The organism is Flavobacterium columnare (assembly GCF_014844295.1).
In the GTDB taxonomy this organism is placed as follows: Bacteria; Bacteroidota; Bacteroidia; order Flavobacteriales; family Flavobacteriaceae; genus Flavobacterium; species Flavobacterium columnare.
Genome location: NZ_CP054494.1, coordinates 2,233,992 through 2,251,721, shown reverse-complemented (window position 1 = coordinate 2,251,721; position 17,730 = coordinate 2,233,992). Strand labels below are relative to the sequence as shown.

General features: G+C 31.9%; 17 protein-coding genes. 5 read left to right on the top strand and 12 right to left on the bottom strand.

Going from position 1 to position 17,730, the window contains the following annotated elements:
- Positions 1-24: 24 nt before the first annotated feature.
- Positions 25-918 (bottom strand): DNA/RNA non-specific endonuclease, encoded by an 894-nt coding sequence (locus HUE53_RS09780; protein WP_065213737.1) that lies wholly within the window; start codon positions 916-918, stop codon positions 25-27.
- Positions 919-1,610: 692 nt separating this feature from the next.
- Between HUE53_RS09780 and HUE53_RS09775 the strand changes: the two genes are divergently transcribed.
- Both HUE53_RS09775 and HUE53_RS09770 read left to right on the top strand, forming a co-directional pair.
- Positions 1,611-1,865 carry an ISAon1 family transposase N-terminal region protein gene (locus HUE53_RS09775; RefSeq protein ID WP_225556134.1) on the top strand — a complete coding sequence of 85 codons (255 nt, stop codon included), beginning with the start codon at positions 1,611-1,613 and terminating at the stop codon, positions 1,863-1,865.
- Between the two features lie 122 nt (positions 1,866-1,987).
- On the top strand, positions 1,988-2,926 hold the full coding sequence (locus HUE53_RS09770) for an ISAon1 family transposase (protein ID WP_394368219.1): 939 nt from the start codon (positions 1,988-1,990) through the stop codon (positions 2,924-2,926).
- A 148-nt stretch (positions 2,927-3,074) separates the two neighbouring features.
- Here the strand turns inward: HUE53_RS09770 and queA are convergent, their stop codons facing one another.
- From queA to HUE53_RS09735, 7 genes are all read right to left on the bottom strand, one after another.
- Entirely contained in the window at positions 3,075-4,124 is a 1,050-nt protein-coding gene (gene queA, locus HUE53_RS09765) for a tRNA preQ1(34) S-adenosylmethionine ribosyltransferase-isomerase QueA (RefSeq protein WP_014164809.1), read from the bottom strand.
- Positions 4,125-4,831: 707 nt separating this feature from the next.
- The gene (locus tag HUE53_RS09760; RefSeq protein ID WP_014164808.1) at positions 4,832-6,064 is read right to left on the bottom strand and encodes a 3-phosphoshikimate 1-carboxyvinyltransferase; all 1,233 of its coding nucleotides are present in this window, start codon (positions 6,062-6,064) and stop codon (positions 4,832-4,834) included.
- 132 nt (positions 6,065-6,196) lie between these two features.
- Positions 6,197-6,523, bottom strand: coding sequence for a nucleotide pyrophosphohydrolase (locus HUE53_RS09755; RefSeq protein WP_014164807.1), 327 nt, complete (start codon positions 6,521-6,523; stop codon positions 6,197-6,199).
- Positions 6,524-6,679: 156 nt separating this feature from the next.
- On the bottom strand, positions 6,680-7,132 hold the full coding sequence (gene dtd / locus HUE53_RS09750; protein WP_014164806.1) for a D-aminoacyl-tRNA deacylase: 453 nt from the start codon (positions 7,130-7,132) through the stop codon (positions 6,680-6,682).
- A 166-nt stretch (positions 7,133-7,298) separates the two neighbouring features.
- Entirely contained in the window at positions 7,299-8,261 is a 963-nt protein-coding gene (gene rsgA / locus HUE53_RS09745; RefSeq protein ID WP_077225441.1) for a ribosome small subunit-dependent GTPase A, read from the bottom strand.
- Between the two features lie 97 nt (positions 8,262-8,358).
- Positions 8,359-9,441: a bifunctional 3-deoxy-7-phosphoheptulonate synthase/chorismate mutase type II gene (locus tag HUE53_RS09740; protein ID WP_014164804.1), complete on the bottom strand. Its 1,083-nt coding sequence runs from the start codon at positions 9,439-9,441 to the stop codon at positions 8,359-8,361.
- A complete protein-coding gene (locus HUE53_RS09735; protein WP_014164803.1) occupies positions 9,441-10,316 on the bottom strand; it encodes a prephenate dehydratase in 876 nt (291 codons plus the stop codon). The genes HUE53_RS09740 and HUE53_RS09735 overlap by 1 nt, the downstream gene beginning before the upstream one ends.
- Positions 10,317-10,581: 265 nt before the next feature.
- Between HUE53_RS09735 and gldA the strand changes: the two genes are divergently transcribed.
- Positions 10,582-11,475, top strand: a complete 894-nt coding sequence (gldA, locus tag HUE53_RS09730) for a gliding motility-associated ABC transporter ATP-binding subunit GldA (RefSeq protein ID WP_138425229.1) — start codon at positions 10,582-10,584, stop codon at positions 11,473-11,475.
- Positions 11,476-11,518: 43 nt separating this feature from the next.
- Here gldA and rlmN read toward each other — a convergent pair whose 3' ends face one another.
- Positions 11,519-12,562, bottom strand: coding sequence for a 23S rRNA (adenine(2503)-C(2))-methyltransferase RlmN (gene rlmN / locus HUE53_RS09725; protein ID WP_014164801.1), 1,044 nt, complete (start codon positions 12,560-12,562; stop codon positions 11,519-11,521).
- Positions 12,563-12,703: 141 nt separating this feature from the next.
- Between rlmN and HUE53_RS09720 the strand changes: the two genes are divergently transcribed.
- Both HUE53_RS09720 and HUE53_RS09715 read left to right on the top strand, forming a co-directional pair.
- Positions 12,704-13,654 carry an NAD(P)H-dependent flavin oxidoreductase gene (locus HUE53_RS09720; RefSeq protein WP_014164800.1) on the top strand — a complete coding sequence of 317 codons (951 nt, stop codon included), beginning with the start codon at positions 12,704-12,706 and terminating at the stop codon, positions 13,652-13,654.
- A gap of 106 nt (positions 13,655-13,760) precedes the next feature.
- Positions 13,761-14,402 carry an O-methyltransferase gene (locus HUE53_RS09715; protein ID WP_014164799.1) on the top strand — a complete coding sequence of 214 codons (642 nt, stop codon included), beginning with the start codon at positions 13,761-13,763 and terminating at the stop codon, positions 14,400-14,402.
- Here HUE53_RS09715 and HUE53_RS09710 read toward each other — a convergent pair.
- The 3 genes from HUE53_RS09710 to HUE53_RS09700 all read right to left on the bottom strand — a co-directional run bounded on the left by HUE53_RS09710 (position 14,397) and on the right by HUE53_RS09700 (position 17,684).
- Positions 14,397-14,966 (bottom strand): phosphatase PAP2 family protein, encoded by a 570-nt coding sequence (locus HUE53_RS09710; RefSeq protein WP_014164798.1) that lies wholly within the window; start codon positions 14,964-14,966, stop codon positions 14,397-14,399. The two genes, HUE53_RS09715 and HUE53_RS09710, sit on opposite strands and share 6 nt — an antisense overlap.
- Complete coding sequence (locus HUE53_RS09705; protein WP_014164797.1) at positions 14,966-15,313, bottom strand: Sec-independent protein translocase subunit TatA/TatB; 348 nt, start codon at positions 15,311-15,313, stop codon at positions 14,966-14,968. The genes HUE53_RS09710 and HUE53_RS09705 overlap by 1 nt, the downstream gene beginning before the upstream one ends.
- Before the next feature lie 127 nt (positions 15,314-15,440).
- Entirely contained in the window at positions 15,441-17,684 is a 2,244-nt protein-coding gene (locus HUE53_RS09700) for a M1 family metallopeptidase (RefSeq protein ID WP_014164796.1), read from the bottom strand.
- Between the last annotated feature and the right edge of the window lie 46 nt (positions 17,685-17,730).

Genomic DNA, 17,730 nt, shown 5'->3' with positions numbered 1-17,730 from the left:
TTTTTAATATTTTTTATGATACTATTACTTTCCTGAATACAACTTAGACTTTAATGATTTAGCGATACCTTCATTTAATTCTGAGAAAAATTTATACCCTGTTTTTGTCTCTAAATCAGAAACTTTAACAATATATTTTTTCCAATCTTTATCTATATTTTGATTATTAGGAACCTCAATAGCTATTACTTCTGTAGTAGCACTAATTCTTTTTAAATCATCTGTACCTTCATCTAGTAATAGAGCTACTTTCCAAGTACTTGCAGGAACGCATATTTTTCCATTAGCTAAAAAAGTGGTTATTCCTCCTTTTTTACCTGTCCCTCCTTGACCATATACCCCAGCTACTATATATACTTCTTTCTTATCATTACGTACAAACTGTCTTAAACGCTCTTCAAAACCACCCCAAGTTTGTTGGTTATTTTTAGGCGATTGAGGCACCATATTTGTCATTAAGAACGTTTCTGAATTTGCTTGAAAGGTATTTGTTCTATCTGCTGAAGGACACATGTGACCACGATCGAAACCACTATCTTTATAATGATTAGGAGATACTAAAAAGAAATTAGAGGAAGACAATGTGTTATCTGATCTAAAATCATTTGCACGATCCGCTGTTCCAAAATTTCTATAATCTAAATGCCAGCTTACCCAATTAGCTGTCCCTTTTTTATTATTATACGAAATAACATAATTGTTTTTTGATGCTAAATAGTTGTTTACATCCTCTTGATTTGCATTGGATGGGTTTCCTAATAATAGATCTCCATTATCTGTGCTAGATGCTTTTTGAATTTTACGTAAATTTTCTGCTTTTAAAATTTCTGTGTTTGAGCTAAGCTCCTCTTCGCGAGAACAAAACACTAATGTTTGACACGCTAAAATAAGACAGGTTAGTCTTTTAAGGTTTTTCATTTTTTATTGTTTTTTTAAAATTCGCGCAAAGGTATTTCTTATAAACTGATCCAATGTTAAGTTAATGTTATGAAACAAAATAATCATAAATAAAAAATCACAAGATATTCTTAAAATTTTCAAAGCTTTACCAAAAGGTATTCTTGAATTTATATTCTGTCATTATACTGCCTTTTGATCTATAAATTAATATTCTTTACAAATATAATTTTACATCTAAAAGGGTGGTATATTCAATGTTATTATGGTAGTTTATTATCTATAAAAGTTCTATATTTTATAAATCCTTTAAAAGAGGCTTTGTTTTTTAAACAAGCTTAAAATTATTATTTACTTATTCTTAAAATGAAGTTACTTTTATTTAATACCTTTTAAACTTAAAATATACTGGATTTAAAAGTAAAGTTCTCGATACGTTTTTTTCATTTTAAAAACAACTCGAACAGACGGTTGAGTATATAATCCAAATCATCGTTAGTTCGAGCGCGAAGCGCATCGAGAACCAACACTAATTTTTGTTGCTTTTATAGATGTACTATTTTTAAAAAGAAAATTCAAAGTTTAAATGGTATTGTTTTTTAGAACTGTAATTGGCTCCGTTTTTTTGAAGTAATTATGTAATTAAATAAAAAAGAGTTATGGCTCACATAAAAAATATGGGGAGTAATTGTAAATTGCGACAAAAAAAGTAAATGGATTTTTCGATACTTTCTGCTTTTCTACCCGAAGAATTATTATGTCATTTTGATATTGTTGATTTTATAGAATTAGGAGATATTCAAACAAAAAAGGATTGCTTTTATATCTATCTTGATGAAAAGAACATTATTCCCGAAGGTTTCATTTCAGAGGAATATGAGTCAAAAGGCTTTTGTGAGCGTACTTTGATACAAGATTTTCCAATACGAGGAAAGGCTGTTTATTTAGGTATCAGAAGACGTAGGTGACGAAATAAAGTAGATAAGTCAGAAATTAAAAGCGATTATTCTTTTATTGCAGAAGGTTCCAAAATTAACTGTTGAACTTTTGAATTTTTTAAAAGGTACAGGTCGAGGCCCGAGAAGATACGATAAGTAATATTGCCAGTTATTACGGCATTAAAGCTGATTTACTGCCAAGACATTACAAAAAAAGAATCAGTGGTTTTACAAGTTGGAAACAGTTTGACCATGCCGAAAATATAGGGGAGAATTTAAGTATTGATGAAGTAAGTTTGTCAAAAGGTGAACTGTATACTTTTGTAACCAATAAACAAGGAAGAGGCAAAAAGAAATCCTTAGTTGCGGTTATAAAAGGCAGCAAAAGTCAGGACATTATTGATGTGGTTACTAAAATTCCACTTTCGCATAGAAAACAAGTAAAATCGATAACACTTGACATGGCAAACAATATGCAATCAGCATCAAGAATGTGTTTTCCTGAAAGTTACCTTGTCACAGACCGTTTTCATGTGGTAAAGTTGGTAATGGAAGTTCTCCAGCATTTAAGGATAAAATATCGCTGGGAGGAGATTGAAAAAGAGAATCAGGCTATCAAAAAAGCAAAGGAGCAAGCAATAAAATACATTCCAATAATTTTTGAAAACCAAGACACTCCCAAACAACTATTGGCTCGATGTCGTTATATCATTGCCAAGAAACCCAACCAATGGACAGAAACCCAAAAAGTGCGAGCCCAAATATTGTTCCAACATTATCCTCTAATACATCAGGCATATAAACACACCCAAGAGTTTAGAAATATTTATGAATACACCTCAAAAGAAGAGGCTAAACAAAAAATATTGAATTGGATATCCAAAACCAAAGAATTAAAAATGACTGTCTTTAATACCGTTGCCAATAGTTTAAATTATCATTTGGAAACAATTGCAAACTTCTTCGTAAAAAGACATACAAACGCAAATGCTGAATCCTTTAACTCAAAAATAAAACTCTTTAGAGCTAATCAAAGAGGTGTGGTGGATACTAAATTCTTCCTCTTTAGAATGGAGAAACTTTTTGCTTAATCCCCAAAAAATTAATCTGAGCCAGAGTTATCTAAAAATTACATTTTTTTAAACCTAATTGCATCTGTTTTCAAATTATTTACTTAAATAATATGTTTTAATCAGATTTTTTGTTTTTTAGATAACCCTTTATAATTATAAGGATGTATTATAAAATTAACATCGCATCACCGTATGAATAGAATCGGTATTTTTGCTCTACTGCTTCTTTATAAGCCTTCATCATAAGATCATGACCACAAAAAGCTGAGATCATCATTAACAAAGTTGATTTAGGTGTATGAAAATTGGTAACCATGCAATCTGCAACGGAAAAATCATAAGGAGGAAAAATAAATTTATTAGTCCATCCTTGGTACGAGTTTAATGTTTTATTAGAGGAAACAGAACTTTCCATAGCGCGCATGGTAGTAGTTCCTATAGCACATACCCTTTTTTTATTTAATTTAGCTTTATTAACGGTTTCACAAGCTTCGTCTGAAATTAAGACTTCCTCTGAATCCATTTTATGTTTTGATAAATCTTCTACTTCAACAGGATTAAAAGTCCCTAAACCTACGTGTAGAGTTACCTCAGCAAAATTAATACCTTTTATTTCCAAACGCTTCATTAAGTGCTTTGAAAAATGCAAACCAGCAGTGGGTGCTGCAACGGCTCCTTCTTCTTTAGCATAAATAGTTTGATAACGTTCCGCGTCTTCTTCGGTTACTTCACGATTAATATATTTAGGAATTGGTGTTTCTCCTAAATCTACTAATTTTTGGCGGAATTCTTCATAAGAACCGTCGTACAAGAAACGCAATGTTCTCCCACGAGAAGTTGTATTATCAATTACCTCAGCTACTAATGAATCGTCATCACCAAAGTATAGTTTGTTACCAATACGAATTTTACGAGCTGGATCTACCAATACATCCCATAAACGTTGTTCTGCATTTAACTCTCTTAATAAGAATACCTCAATACGAGCTCCTGTTTTTTCTTTATTTCCATAAAGACGTGCAGGGAATACCTTAGTATTGTTTACAACCATTACATCCCCTTCATCAAAATATTCAATGATATCTTTGAATAATTTGTGTTCAATTTCACCTGTTTTACGGTGTACTACCATTAAACGAGATTCATCACGATTTTCCGCAGGGTATTCAGCTAATAATTCAGCTGGTAAATTAAAATTGAAATTGGATAACTTCATACTTTATGTTAGATTTTAGAAATTAAATTCCAGAAGTCTTCTGAAAATCAAGGGTACAAATATACAATTGCAAAAGAGGGGTTGTCAAGTAAATTAGGATTTATTTTTTTATTCCTTTTTTTCCCCTTCTCTCAAAGGATTTGTATAAGAAATGTTTGTTTTTTAATGATTGGTATTATCGTGACTCTTTCGCTTTATATCTTCTATTCTTAGCTTTTATATTCCTTCTTTAAGATCCGCCATGTCTATTTGCTTGGTATTGTAAGCTTCCCCAAAAACAGCTACGATTAAAAGTATAATTTTTTCATTTTCAATATCTGTATTTAAATTTGGATTAACGGGATTCGAATAAAGTGTCTTTTTTAGATCTTTTTTATTAAATTCGGACGAGATAAGTCCGTATAATTTAATGCGTTTTGATGCTGATCTTTAATTAAATTTATTTCCTTTTCTTTTAGAACTCTATTATAAATAAAAATTTTATCAACAGAAAAGATTTGCATTCTTTACACTCATAAAGTCCCCATACTCTTTTAAAAAGGAATCTTTCTTAATTCTATTTATCGTAGGCTTTATATACCGCTAAAATCCTTAAGCTTCCTTATCTTGCTCTAAAATATTGGGAACCAAAAACCCTGTAACTTTTCTACATAAAGGCGTAGCGTACCTTGAGGGTGTTTTTATTTTTTCTACTTACATCGCTTATCTCATAGTACTTTCGTATAAACAAAACCTACCGTTTGTAGATCTTTCCAAAAATAAGGATATGATTTACTTACTACCTCAGCATTTTCTATTGTAATAGGTACTTGAAGTGCAAGCGGGGCAAAAGCCATTGCCATTCTGTGATCTTGATAGGTTTTTATGCTGATATTTTGATTAATAAACGTGGAAGGTTTTAAATGTAATGATTCGGCAGTAACCATTACTTCAGCACCTAATTTAGTGAACTCTAATTTCAAGGCTTCTAAACGGTCTGTTTCTTTAATCTTTAGGGTATGCAAACCATACAAATCACATCCTATTCCAAGGCCCAAACAGGTTACCGCAATTGTTTGGGCTATATCTGGGCAAGTATTCAGGTTATAAGTTATAAATTCTGAATGAGGTGTTCTTTTTTTTAATATTATTGTATTGTTATTAAAAATAGTTTCGACACCAAAATACTGATAAATTTCTGCCAGAACGGCATCTCCTTGTAAGCTATTTTTTTTGTAACTACAAAGCGTTATTTGTGTACCTAATTCCGAAAGTGCTACAATAGAATACCAATAAGATGCAGAACTCCAATCAGACTCAACTGTAAATTTTGGATTTTGGATTTCGGATTTCGGATTGACTGTAATGTTATTTTCTTCAAAAGATGTTTGGACTCCCATTTCGTTTAACAATGATAAAGTCATTTGGATATACGGAATAGAAGTAATCTGTCCTTCTAACGTTAGCTCTAATCCTTTCTCTAATGTTGGAGCAATTAAGAGCAAAGCAGATATATACTGACTGCTTACATGGGCGGGCAATATTACTTTATTTTGGGTTATTTTTTTTCCTTTAATTTTAATAGGCGGAAAACCTTCGTTTTCTAAATATAAAATTTCAACACCTAGTTGTTGTAAAGCTTCTACTAAAATTTTAATAGGTCGCTCTTTCATACGAGAAGACCCCGTTAGTATTATTTCTTTTCCTTCTTGAATGGCAAAAAAGGCAGTTAAAAAACGCATAGCTGTTCCAGCATGATGCACGTCTACCACCCCTTCAAAAGAACCGTTTAAAGCTTTTTGCATTACCTCTGAATCGTCCGAATTGGATATATTTTCTACCACAATATTTGGATACAGCGCTTGTAATAGTAATAACCTATTGGTTTCTGATTTGCTACCTGTTATTTTAATGGGCTGTTGTTCATTATTTACAACTGATTTTTGAAGTTTTATTTCCACTGTTCAAATCTTTATTCTTAGTATTCAGATGGTAAAATGTAGATCTATCGTTTTTCTTGTATTGCTTTTTCAACGGCCTTTCTTATTGATATATATACAAGCTATGAAGTATAGGTAACTTAAAACCCTATACTATTTCAATTTTTCGTTGTTATGGTGACGATCGTGATCTCGTTTTGTTTTTAGATCCATTTTTTTATCAAAAGCCGTTTGCAAGTCAACCCCTGTTTGATTGGCTAAACATAAAACAACAAATACAACATCTGCTAATTCTTCGCCTAAGTCTTTATTTTTATCGCTTTCTTTTTCTGACTGTTCTCCATATCTGCGCGCTATAATTCTGGCTACTTCTCCTACCTCTTCTGTAAGCTGAGCCATATTCGTTAATTCGTTAAAATAACGTACCCCGTGATTTTTAATCCAATTATCTACTTCTTGCTGGGCGTTTTTTATATTCATAATTACATTTTTTAAGTATTAAAGAAAAACATAAATGGTTTTAAGACACAATTGAAATAAGTATTTATTTCAATTGTAGAAATTCATGAAGCCTTGAATTATTTCTTCTAAATATTTTATAAATAGGATATCGTTTATAAATATTTTTTTTATTAATTATTCTTTGTTTTTTGTATCCATTAGTATGGTTACAGGACCGTCATTTACTAAGCGGACTTTCATATCTGCTCCAAATCTTCCTGTCTGAATTGGCTTTTCTAAATCGGTTTCTATTTGTTTAACGAATGATTCGTAGAGAGGAATGGCTACATCAGGTTTTGACGCTTTTATATAACTAGGTCTATTTCCTTTTTTGGTTTGAGCATATAATGTAAATTGACTTACTACAATTATTTCTCCATTAATGTCTTTAATAGAACGATTCATAACACCTTCCTCATCATCAAAAATCCGGAGGTTTACAATTTTTGAACTTAACCAGGTGGAATCTTCTTGATTATCTAAATCTTGAATCCCAACCAATATTAAAAGTCCTTGCTTAATTTTTGCAACAATTTCGTTTTCTATGGTTACAGAGGCTTCTGAAACACGCTGAATTACAACTTTCATATACGTTTAAAATAAAATATCGTTTACGGGCTCTTTATTTCCTAATCAAACACTTTTAACTAGAGAGTTTATTAATAATTCTTTTGGTCAAAAAGATTTTATTTACTTGCAAATTGATAGATTTTATTATTTGTAAGACATTCCCAAAAAAGGGACTATTTATTATCTAGTATAATTCCTCATTATTTTTATAAATATCATTTCTATACGTTTCATCATCTCCCTCTAATATTTGCAAATATGAATTATATCTTGACCAAGCTATTGCATCAGCATCTAAAGCTTCTTTTACAGCACAATGAGGTTCTTCTTTATGCAAACAATTATTAAATTTACACTGCTCTTTTAAAGCAAAAAATTCTGGGAAATAATCTCCTATTTCTTGTTTTTCCATGTCTACTACTCCAAAGCCTCGAATACCAGGTGTATCTATAATTTTAGCTCCAAACTCTAAATCAAACATTTCAGCAAAAGTAGTGGTATGTTGTCCCTGCTGATGTTGTTCTGAAATTTCTTTTGTTTTTAGATTTAATGTAGGTTCTAAAGCATTTACTAACGTTGATTTACCTACTCCTGAATGTCCTGAAAACATAGAAACTCTATCTTTCATTAATACTTTTAAATCTTCTATTCCTTTATTTTGTTTAGCAGAAACTCGCAAGCATTGATAGCCAATATTAGCATATATATATTGAAGATACAATTGATCATCAAGGGTTTTATCATCATAGGTATCTATTTTATTGAATACTAAAACGGCTTCAATTCCATAGGCTTCTGCCGTTACTAGAAAACGATCAATAAAACTGGTTGTTGTTATGGGATTATTAATGGTAACTAACAAAAATACGACATCTATATTGGACGCAATAATATGGGTTTGCTTAGAAAGGTTCACAGACTTACGAACAATATAGTTTTTTCTTTCGTGAATATTTGTTATAACACCAACCGTTTGATCAGCAGAAGTATCTAATTCATAATCTACGATATCTCCTACTGCTAGAGGATTGGTACTCTTAATTCCTTTTATACGAAATTTCCCTTTTATACGGCATTCTAAAAATTGATTTTCTTTGGTTTTTACCGTGTACCAACTTCCAGTAGATTTATAAACAATTCCTGTCATTTAGATTAACGATTGAGGATTAGTAAATGTAGATTAAAAATTCATGCAAATGTAGGCAAATCAACAATCAAAATTCACGAATCCTCACTCTAATATCCTATAATTTATACACTTTTTCTTGATGAGCAATACTTTCTTGATGTATGGTTTTGAATATCTTTAGCACAAATTCTTCACTTAGCCCTTTTTCTGCTCCTTCCAAAATAATCTTTTCAAGAATTTCATTCCAACGATTGTTTTGTAATATGGCTACATTTTTTTCTTTTTTAAGCAACCCTATTTGATCTACTATTTTCATACGTTTACTTAAAATTTCTAATAACTTTTCGTCAAAATCATCAATTTGAGTTCTAAATTTAGAAATGCGTTTATGATAATCATCTGAATTTTCTTCTATTTTACGAACTCTTAAATCAATAAACATTTGTTTTAAAGTTAGAGGTGTTACTTGTTGTGGTGCATCACTCCATGCCTGATCAGGATTACAATGCGTTTCAATCATTAGCCCGTCGAAATTCATATCAAGAGCTTGCTGTGAAACATCTTGAATCATGTCCCGTTTTCCTGTAATATGAGATGGATCACAAATAATAACTAGTTCTGGAAATTTGTTTTGTAAATCAATTGCTATTTGCCACTCTGGATTATTGCGGTATTTTGTTTTTTCATAAGTAGAAAAACCTCTATGAATAACCCCTATTTTTTTTATACCTGCTTGATATAATCTTTCTAAACCACCTATCCAGAGCGATAAATCAGGATTAACTGGATTTTTAAGCAACACCATTTTATCTGTATTTTGTAGTGCATCTGCTATTTCTTGAACCGCAAACGGATTAACAGTCGTACGAGCTCCTATCCAAAGAAGGTCTACATCATATTCTAATGCTAATTTTACATGTTGAGCAGTTGCCACTTCAGTTGCAATCAGCATTCCGGTTTCTTCTTTAGCTCTTTTCAACCACTTTAACCCTATTTCTCCTACTCCTTCAAACCCTCCAGGTCTGGTGCGAGGTTTCCATATACCTGCTCTAAAAATACTTACATCACTATTTTTTAATTCATGAGCCACAGCTAAAACTTGTTCTTCTGTTTCTGCACTGCAAGGCCCTGCAATTACAAGGGGATGATTTAATTTTAGATCATCCAACCATTTTCTATTTTCTTTTTTTATTTCCATTATACATTCATTAAAATTAAATCATGATTATCTATGTTTTGATTTAAAGGCATATCTCCTGATTCATACTCCCCCAAAAGTTTAAAATGTGTTGTCATTAATTCTAAAATACTTTTAGCTTTTTCAAAATAACTGTATTCTTCAAAAACAACATCTACAAAAAAAGAATACTGAAAGGGTTTTTCTATAATTGGCATTGATTGAATTTTTGTTAAATTTAATTTACAATTATTCATGACATTCAAAACGGTTGCTAATCCTCCTGGGGTATTATCTAGTTCAAATTTAATAGAAGCTTTATTTACCTTATCTGTTTTTATATCTGTTTTTATTTTTTCTACGATCATAAAACGGGTAATACTACTTTCTACTGATTGTATTTCTTTAGCTAAAATTTCTAATCCATATACTTCGGAGGCTATTGGTCCCGCCAAAGCAGCTATTCCTTTTAGTTTTTTTTCACTTATTCTTTTTGCTGTGATGGCCGTGTCTGAACTTTCAATAACCTTAATATGTTTATTCTTTTCTAAGAATTTGGCACATTGTAATAAAGCAATAGGATGTGAATGCACCTCTTTTATATTCTCTATTTTTTGACCAGAAAGTGTCATTAGATTAAGGCTTATTTTCAAAAAGTATTCGCCTAATACGTTTAGTTGATTTTCGTCTATCAAAGCATAATTAGGAATCAAACTCCCTGCTATCGAATTTTCTATAGCCATCACACCATAATCTACCATTCCCTTTTTTAGTTGTTTTGTTACTTCTTTAAAAGTTTTACACTCAACTATTTCAATATTTTCCCCAAAATAATTCTGAGCAACTTGTTGATGAAATGATCCTTTTATACCTTGAATAGCAACTGTAACTCGCATATACTTTTGATAAAAATTAATAAAAAAAATCCCGAAGTTTTGTACCTCGGGATTGTATAGTATTGTAAATCTAAACTTATTCAGTTAACACCATAACAACCCCTCTCCTTTCCAAAAGAAGTAATAAAAAAAGTTGTTATATAATGTTACTAAATGGTTCATACGTTTTTCTTCGTCTTACAAAACTACTATTTTTTTTTAAAACAGAAAACTATTTAATTATTTTTAAGGGTTTTTCTTATTTTTGCTGTAAATACTTAGATTTATGTCTATAGAAATTCAAAATGTTTCTAAAAGTTATGGTGCTCAAAAAGCATTAGATACTGTTTCATTTAAAGTAAACAAGGGCGAAATTGTTGGTTTTTTAGGTCCTAATGGCGCTGGAAAATCTACTTTAATGAAGATCTTAACCACTTATATATGCGCTGATGAAGGTTCTGCTAAAGTAAACGGGTTTGATGTAAATACTCAGTCACTTGATGTTCAAAAATCCGTAGGCTATTTACCGGAACACAATCCATTATATTTAGATCTTTATGTTCGCGAGTACCTGAATTTTAATGCTAATATATATAAAGTAAGTACTTCTCGTATAGAGGAAGTAATTTCTCTTACAGGTTTAATCCCCGAAAGTCATAAAAAAATCAGTCAACTTTCTAAAGGATATCGACAACGTGTAGGCCTAGCAACCGCCTTGTTACACAATCCAGAGGTCCTTATTTTAGATGAGCCAACAACGGGATTGGATCCTAATCAAATCATTGAAATCCGCGATTTAATTAGAAATATTGGAAAAGACAAAACGGTTTTTCTATCTACTCATATCATGCAAGAAGTGGAGGCTATTTGTGACCGCGTTATTATTATCAATCACGGAAAAATTGTAGCGGACAACCAAATTGACCATTTGATAACCGAAACCAATGAACAAGTAATAGAAGTTGAGTTTGACAAAGAAATCAATGAAACACTGCTCATTCAAATACCCAATATTAGTTCCTACACTAAAAATGATAATTATTGGGTATTAACTTTTCATTCTGAACAAGATATGCGACCGGTTCTTTTTGATTTTGCTCAAATTAATGGATTAAAGACATTGCAACTTTCGCAAAAAAACAAAAATTTAGAAAGTATTTTCAGAGAAAAAACGAAATAACTTAAAAAGAGGTACTGTTCTATTATTTTAGCATACCTCTTTTTTAAATTTCTTTATTCGCTAGTTGGCCGCATGCTGCATCTATATCTTTTCCTCTACTCCTACGCACTTTAACCACTACATCAACTGATTCTAGAGCTTTGATATATTGATTAATAGATTGTTCAGATGCTTGTTGAAAAGCTCCATCATCTATTGGGTTGTATTCTATTAAATTAACTTTACAAGGAACGTATTTACAAAATTTAACCAAAGCCTCTATTGATCGTTTGTCGTCATTAATACCTTTCCAAACAACATATTCGTAAGTTACTTTACTCTTTGTTTTTTTGTACCAATATTCTAAAGCTTCTCGCAAATCAGTTAGAGGAAAATTTTTAGTAAAAGGCATGATTTTATTTCTGATTTCTTCAACAGCGGAATGTAAAGAAACGGCTAGTTTAAATTTTACATCATCATCAGCCATCTTTTTTATCATTTTAGAAATCCCTGATGTAGAAACCGTAATTCGTTTAGGGGACATCCCTAATCCTTCTGGAGACGTTATTTTATCAATTGCTTTCATTACATTAGGGTAGTTCATTAAAGGCTCTCCCATCCCCATAAAAACAATATTTGATAACGGACGATTATAATACAAACGACTTTCCGAGTCTATAGCGGCTACTTGATCATAAATTTCACCAGGTTCTAAATTGCGCATTCTCTTTAGGCGAGCCGTTGCACAAAAATTACAATCTAAGCTGCATCCTACTTGACTAGAAACACAAGCTGTTGTTCGGGTTTCTGTAGGAATTAATACAGATTCAACCACTAATCCATCATGCAAACGAACTGCATTTTTTACGGTTCCATCCTCACTCCTCTGCATTTGATCTACCTCTATATGCTGAATCACAAAGTTTTGTTCTAACATTTCTCGAGTAGCTTTCGAAAGGCTTGTCATATCTTCAAATTTGTGTGCCTTTTTTTGCCACAACCATTCATAAACTTGATTCCCTCTAAACGCTTTATCGCCATTAGAAACAAAAAAGGTTCTTAGTTCTTCTTTACTTAACGCTCGTATATCTCTTTTTTCTGTTTGCATGGGGCAAAGATAATAATTCTTAATTTTTCAAATATTAAATCGTATAGAGTATTAACAAAGTTTCTTTTCTAAAGTTTTTAGCTGTTTTTTTATATGCAAGCATAATATATATTTTTCTTATATTTGGTCAAATTTACAATTATGGCAAAGACTATATTAACAGAATTATTGGATATAAAGTACCCTATTATAATGGCTCCTATGTTTTTAGTTTCTAATACATCTATGGTAATAGAAGGTATGAAAGCGGGAGTTGCAGGCTGTATACCTGCCTTAAACTATCGTACACTTGAAGAACTTAGAGCAGCCATACAAGAACTAAAAGCGGCTAAAGTAAAAGGGGGAAGTTTTGGTTTTAACCTAATCGTAAACAAATCAAACATAAAATACAAAGAACAACTGAGAGTTCTTTGCGAAGAAAAGGTAGATTTTATCATTACTTCATTAGGCAGCCCTGAAGAAACTATACAGGAAGCTCATAAAGCAGGTGTTAAGGTTTTTTGTGATGTTACAGATCTTAAATTTGCTAAAAAAGTAGAAAGTTTAAAAGCAGATGCCATTATAGCTGTGAACAATCAGGCTGGCGGACACAGAGGTGACGTAGACCCTGAAAAACTAATTAAATTATTAGATGAAAATACTTCTTTACCTGTAATTTCTGCTGGTGGAGTAGGATGTAAAAACGATTTAGATAAAATGCTTGGTTATGGCGCTATTGGTGTTTCAATAGGAAGTCTTTTTATTCCTTCTACCGAAGCGGGAGTATCGCAAGAATACAAACAAGCTTGTGTAGATTATGGAGCAAAAGATATTGTAATGACTGAAAAAATTTCAGGAACACCTTGTACCGTTATCAACACTCCTTATGTACAAAAAATAGGTACTAAACTAAATTGGTTAGAACGATTTCTAAACACCAATAAGCGTTTAAAAAAATGGGCTAAATTAATTCGTTTTATGATTGGAAATAATGCCGTAACAAAAGCAGCTACTCAAGCTACCTATAAAACCGTATGGGTTGCAGGTCCCACTATAGAATATGCTAAATCTATTCAACCTGTACAAAAAATCATAGACGGCTTAATTAAATAAGATCTGATGGGTGTCTAAAAAGTAATTACTTAACAGTAAACTTTTAGGACACCTGATTTTATACAATACTTTGTATTTTGTTTACTGTTTTGACAATTAAAAAATTATGCATTTCATTTCAGAAGATTTAGAAAATTATGTAGCTAATCACAGCGAAAACGAACCTGAATTACTCGCTCGTTTAAACAAAGAAACTCATCAAAAGATATTACAACCACGTATGCTAAGTGGTCATTTTCAAGGACGTGTCTTAAGTATGTTATCTAAATTAATTAGGCCTACTACTATTCTTGAAATAGGCACTTATACTGGCTATGCTGCTTTATGCTTGGCAGAAGGGCTTAACAAAAACGGCACTCTTGACACCATAGACAACAACGAAGAATTATATGATTTTCAAAAGAAATACTTTGATCAATCTGTATGGGCTAACCAAATACAACAGCACTTAGGCAATGCCTTGGAAATCATTCCTACTTTAAACAAAACATTTGATTTGGTTTTTATAGATGCTGACAAGGAAAATTACATCAACTATTTTCATCTCATCATTCCTATGATGAATCCTGGAGGCGTTATCTTATCCGATAATGTCTTATGGAGTGGTAAAGTACTTGAAGAAGTAAAAGCCAATGATAAAAGTACGCGAGTTCTCCTAGAATACAACCAACTCTTAAAAGAGGATCCTAGAGTAGAAACTGTTTTACTTCCAATAAGAGATGGACTAACTATGAGCAGAGTTTTATAAACTACTGCTCATTTTTATTTTTATTGTACGGTATAGCCTGTTAAAAGATATTCCTAAAATAATTCCTACTATATAACCGGTTAATATATCTCCTGGATAATGCAATCCTAAATAAATACGACTGTACGCAAAAATTAATGGGAATAAGAAAAGTACATACGCATATTTATAATTTTCCTTAAGTATTAAATACACAAAAACGGTACTTGCCATAGAATTAGCAGCATGACCCGAAAAGAAACTAAAAGTCTCACTGCTTTTTACTATTCGTATGATTCCTTTTAGTTCAGGCGTACTACAAGGACGTAATCGTTGAACTGTTTCTTTTACTAAATTAGTGAATTGATCTGTTACAGCAACTAACAAGGCAATGGTTATTATAATAAATAAAAAAGGTTTCCATCCGCCTACTTTTTTATACACTAAATATAAGACAGCCATAAAAAAAGGAGTCCAATGAAATTGTTTAGTAACAAACAGCCAATAACCATCAAATGGCTGAGACCCTAGACTGTTTAAAAAAATAAAAAGTTGTTTATCTAATTCTATTACGCGCTCTAACATTACATTTGACGTTTTATGGGACCTGTTAAATCTTCAAAATTTTCTTTTACTTCATTTATTTCTTTTGTAATATCCAGAGGATTTTGAGTAGGAGCATCTTTCATTATACGTTCTTGAACGTTTTGTTTTATATTTTCTACTTCTTTCGAAAAATCAGTAGTCATTTGCGTAATTTCTTTTCCAGTAGTACTGTTTTGAATTTCTGATTTGAGGTCATTTGTTGCATTCTTCAACTGTGCCATTCCCTTACCTAGAGTACGTGCTACATCTGGTATTTTATCTGCTCCAAAGAGCATTAAAGCAATAAAGATGATAAATATCAATTCGCCTCCGCCAATTCCGAACATAAGATTATTTTTTACTTTTCACAAAGGTAAATAGAAATTCAAACAATATACGTTAAAAGAAATAAAAAACTTGTCATTCTACACTATACGTAAAAATGACAAGTTTAGAAAAACGAATACACCTTTTTTAATCAAATTTAGATTTAATTTCTTCTTTAGGCCAACTATTATTAGAAACATCTATATCTGCTGTTTCTTCTTTAGGATCTACTTTTATTTTTTTAATAATTTTTTGAGTCGCAAAAATACGCGAAACTTCCTTGTCGTTTTTTAACCAAATTTGAGCGGGAAATTTATGATTTTCCATTGTTCCATCTTCATAGGTAATTTCAACTAACAATGGCATTACTAAACCTCCTGGTTTATCAAAAGTTACTTGATAAAAATATTTAGGTGTTACTAATTTAGTTTTTTCTTCAGTTGTAAAATTTGCATTAACAAAATCTTCTAGGGCTTTAATTTCTTTGGTTTCAAAAGGTTTATTCATTTCTGATTTAAAATCTCCGCTTGCTTTTTCAACCATGTACACCTTAGGACCTGAAGCTCTAAAACGATTTCTTCGTGTTACTTCTTGTGCTTTAAATCCTACTGGTTCATCATTCGTTACAAAAAACTGTTTGACCTCTTTTATTCCTATATCGTTATAATCTGTCGTATAAAACCAACCGCGCCAAAACCAATCTAAATCAACTCCTGAGGCATCTTCCATGGTTCTAAAAAAATCTTCTGGTGTAGGGTGTTTAAACTTCCAACGATTTGCATAAGTCTTAAACGCATAATCAAAAAGTTCGTGTCCCATAATGGTTTCTCTTAAAATATTCAACCCTGTTGCTGGTTTCCCATAGGCGTTATTCCCGAATTGTTTTATTACTTCTGAATTAGACATAATAGGCTCTATACCATTTTGATCGCCACTCATATACGGAACAATCATTTTAGCTGGACCACGATCTGTTGGAAAATTAGGATCCCATTCAATTTCTGCTAAATATTCTAAAAATGTATTCAACCCTTCATCCATCCATGTCCATTGACGTTCATCTGAATTGACAATCATAGGAAAGAAATTGTGTCCTACTTCATGAATTATAACGCCCATCATACCGTATTTTAGATGATCTGAGTAGTTGCCTTTTTCATCTGGTCTTCCAAAATTCCAACAAATCATAGGATATTCCATCCCTTGATCTTGCGCGTTAACTGAAACGGCTTTAGGATAAGGATAATCAAATGTTTTAGCTGAATAACTTTTTAGAGTATGTGCTACGATTTTAGTAGAATATTGTTCCCATAACGGATTTCCTTCCTTAGGATAGATAGAAGTTGCCATTACTTTTTTGTCTCCTAGCTGAACCGCCATAGCATCAAGAATAAATTTTCGTGAAGTAGATACCCCAAAATCACGTACATTTTCCGCTTTAAAACGCCATACTTTCTTTTTGTCAGACCAAGATTTTTCTCTTTCTATTGCTTCTTCTTGTGTGGCTATAATTACAGGGTTATCAAAAGTTTTTTCTGCTTGTAAATAACGTTGCAACTGAATGGGTGTTAAAACCTCTGTTCTGTTTTGTAAAGTACCTGTAGCCTCCATGATATGATCGGCTGGCACAGTTATGTTTACTTCATAGTCTCCAAAAGGGAGAGCAAACTCCCCTTGTCCCCAGAATTGCATATTTTGCCAACCTTCTACATCATTGTATACAGCCATACGAGGAAAGAATTGCGCCAAGACATATAGCCTATTCCCGTCTGGAAATTGTTCATAACCACTACGTCCTCCATCTACCATATAATTCCCTATGTTATACCACCATTTTATTGTAAAAACAAATTTTTGCCCTTTTGTCAAAGGTGTTTTTAGGTTAATACGCATCATGGTTTCGTTTACGGTATAAGAAATGGGCTGTCCTACAGCATCTTTTACATATTCTATTTTAAAACCTCCATCAAATTTTTCCTCCATATAAGTACGGGAAAATGCTCTGGCACTTATAGCGGGATCTACCTTTTCGCTCCTTACTAAAGGTGTTTTAGAGGTTTTTGCAAATAAGTTTTGATCTAATTGCAACCATAAATAATCTAATGATTCTTTTGCATTATTAGTATAAGTAATGGTTTCTGTTCCGTACAAACGTGCTTTTTTATCATCTAATTCAACATCCATTTTATAGTCTGCACGCTGCTGATAGTACTCAGGACCTGGAGCTCCTGATGCTGTACGATACATATTGGGGGTAGCCATCAAATCATACATTTGACGAAACTTACTTTGATCGGTGTGTGTTTCGGATTTAGACCTACTTTTTGATTCTTGAGCGACTCCTAAAAAAATAGAGAATAATGCAACTACTAGAAACGTTAGTTTTTTCATCTATACTATTACAAATTGGTTCGTACTTTAATTATAAAAACTTAGA

What these genes read in the sequence shown, in the direction of transcription:
- HUE53_RS09780 (WP_065213737.1), bottom strand. Translation starts at nt 918, where the DNA reads ATGAAAAACCTTAAAAGACTAACCTGTCTTATTTTAGCGTGTCAAACA.
- HUE53_RS09740 (WP_014164804.1), bottom strand. Translation starts at nt 9,441, where the DNA reads ATGGAAATAAAAAAAGAAAATAGAAAATGGTTGGATGATCTAAAATTA.
- HUE53_RS09735 (WP_014164803.1), bottom strand. Translation starts at nt 10,316, where the DNA reads ATGCGAGTTACAGTTGCTATTCAAGGTATAAAAGGATCATTTCATCAA.
- rsgA (WP_077225441.1), bottom strand. Translation starts at nt 8,261, where the DNA reads ATGACAGGAATTGTTTATAAATCTACTGGAAGTTGGTACACGGTAAAA.
- HUE53_RS09755 (WP_014164807.1), bottom strand. Translation starts at nt 6,523, where the DNA reads ATGAATATAAAAAACGCCCAGCAAGAAGTAGATAATTGGATTAAAAAT.
- dtd (WP_014164806.1), bottom strand. Translation starts at nt 7,132, where the DNA reads ATGAAAGTTGTAATTCAGCGTGTTTCAGAAGCCTCTGTAACCATAGAA.
- HUE53_RS09720 (WP_014164800.1), top strand. Translation starts at nt 12,704, where the DNA reads ATGGCAAAGACTATATTAACAGAATTATTGGATATAAAGTACCCTATT.
- rlmN (WP_014164801.1), bottom strand. Translation starts at nt 12,562, where the DNA reads ATGCAAACAGAAAAAAGAGATATACGAGCGTTAAGTAAAGAAGAACTA.
- HUE53_RS09775 (WP_225556134.1), top strand. Translation starts at nt 1,611, where the DNA reads ATGGATTTTTCGATACTTTCTGCTTTTCTACCCGAAGAATTATTATGT.
- queA (WP_014164809.1), bottom strand. Translation starts at nt 4,124, where the DNA reads ATGAAGTTATCCAATTTCAATTTTAATTTACCAGCTGAATTATTAGCT.
- gldA (WP_138425229.1), top strand. Translation starts at nt 10,582, where the DNA reads ATGTCTATAGAAATTCAAAATGTTTCTAAAAGTTATGGTGCTCAAAAA.
- HUE53_RS09710 (WP_014164798.1), bottom strand. Translation starts at nt 14,966, where the DNA reads ATGTTAGAGCGCGTAATAGAATTAGATAAACAACTTTTTATTTTTTTA.
- HUE53_RS09700 (WP_014164796.1), bottom strand. Translation starts at nt 17,684, where the DNA reads ATGAAAAAACTAACGTTTCTAGTAGTTGCATTATTCTCTATTTTTTTA.
- HUE53_RS09705 (WP_014164797.1), bottom strand. Translation starts at nt 15,313, where the DNA reads ATGTTCGGAATTGGCGGAGGCGAATTGATATTTATCATCTTTATTGCT.
- HUE53_RS09715 (WP_014164799.1), top strand. Translation starts at nt 13,761, where the DNA reads ATGCATTTCATTTCAGAAGATTTAGAAAATTATGTAGCTAATCACAGC.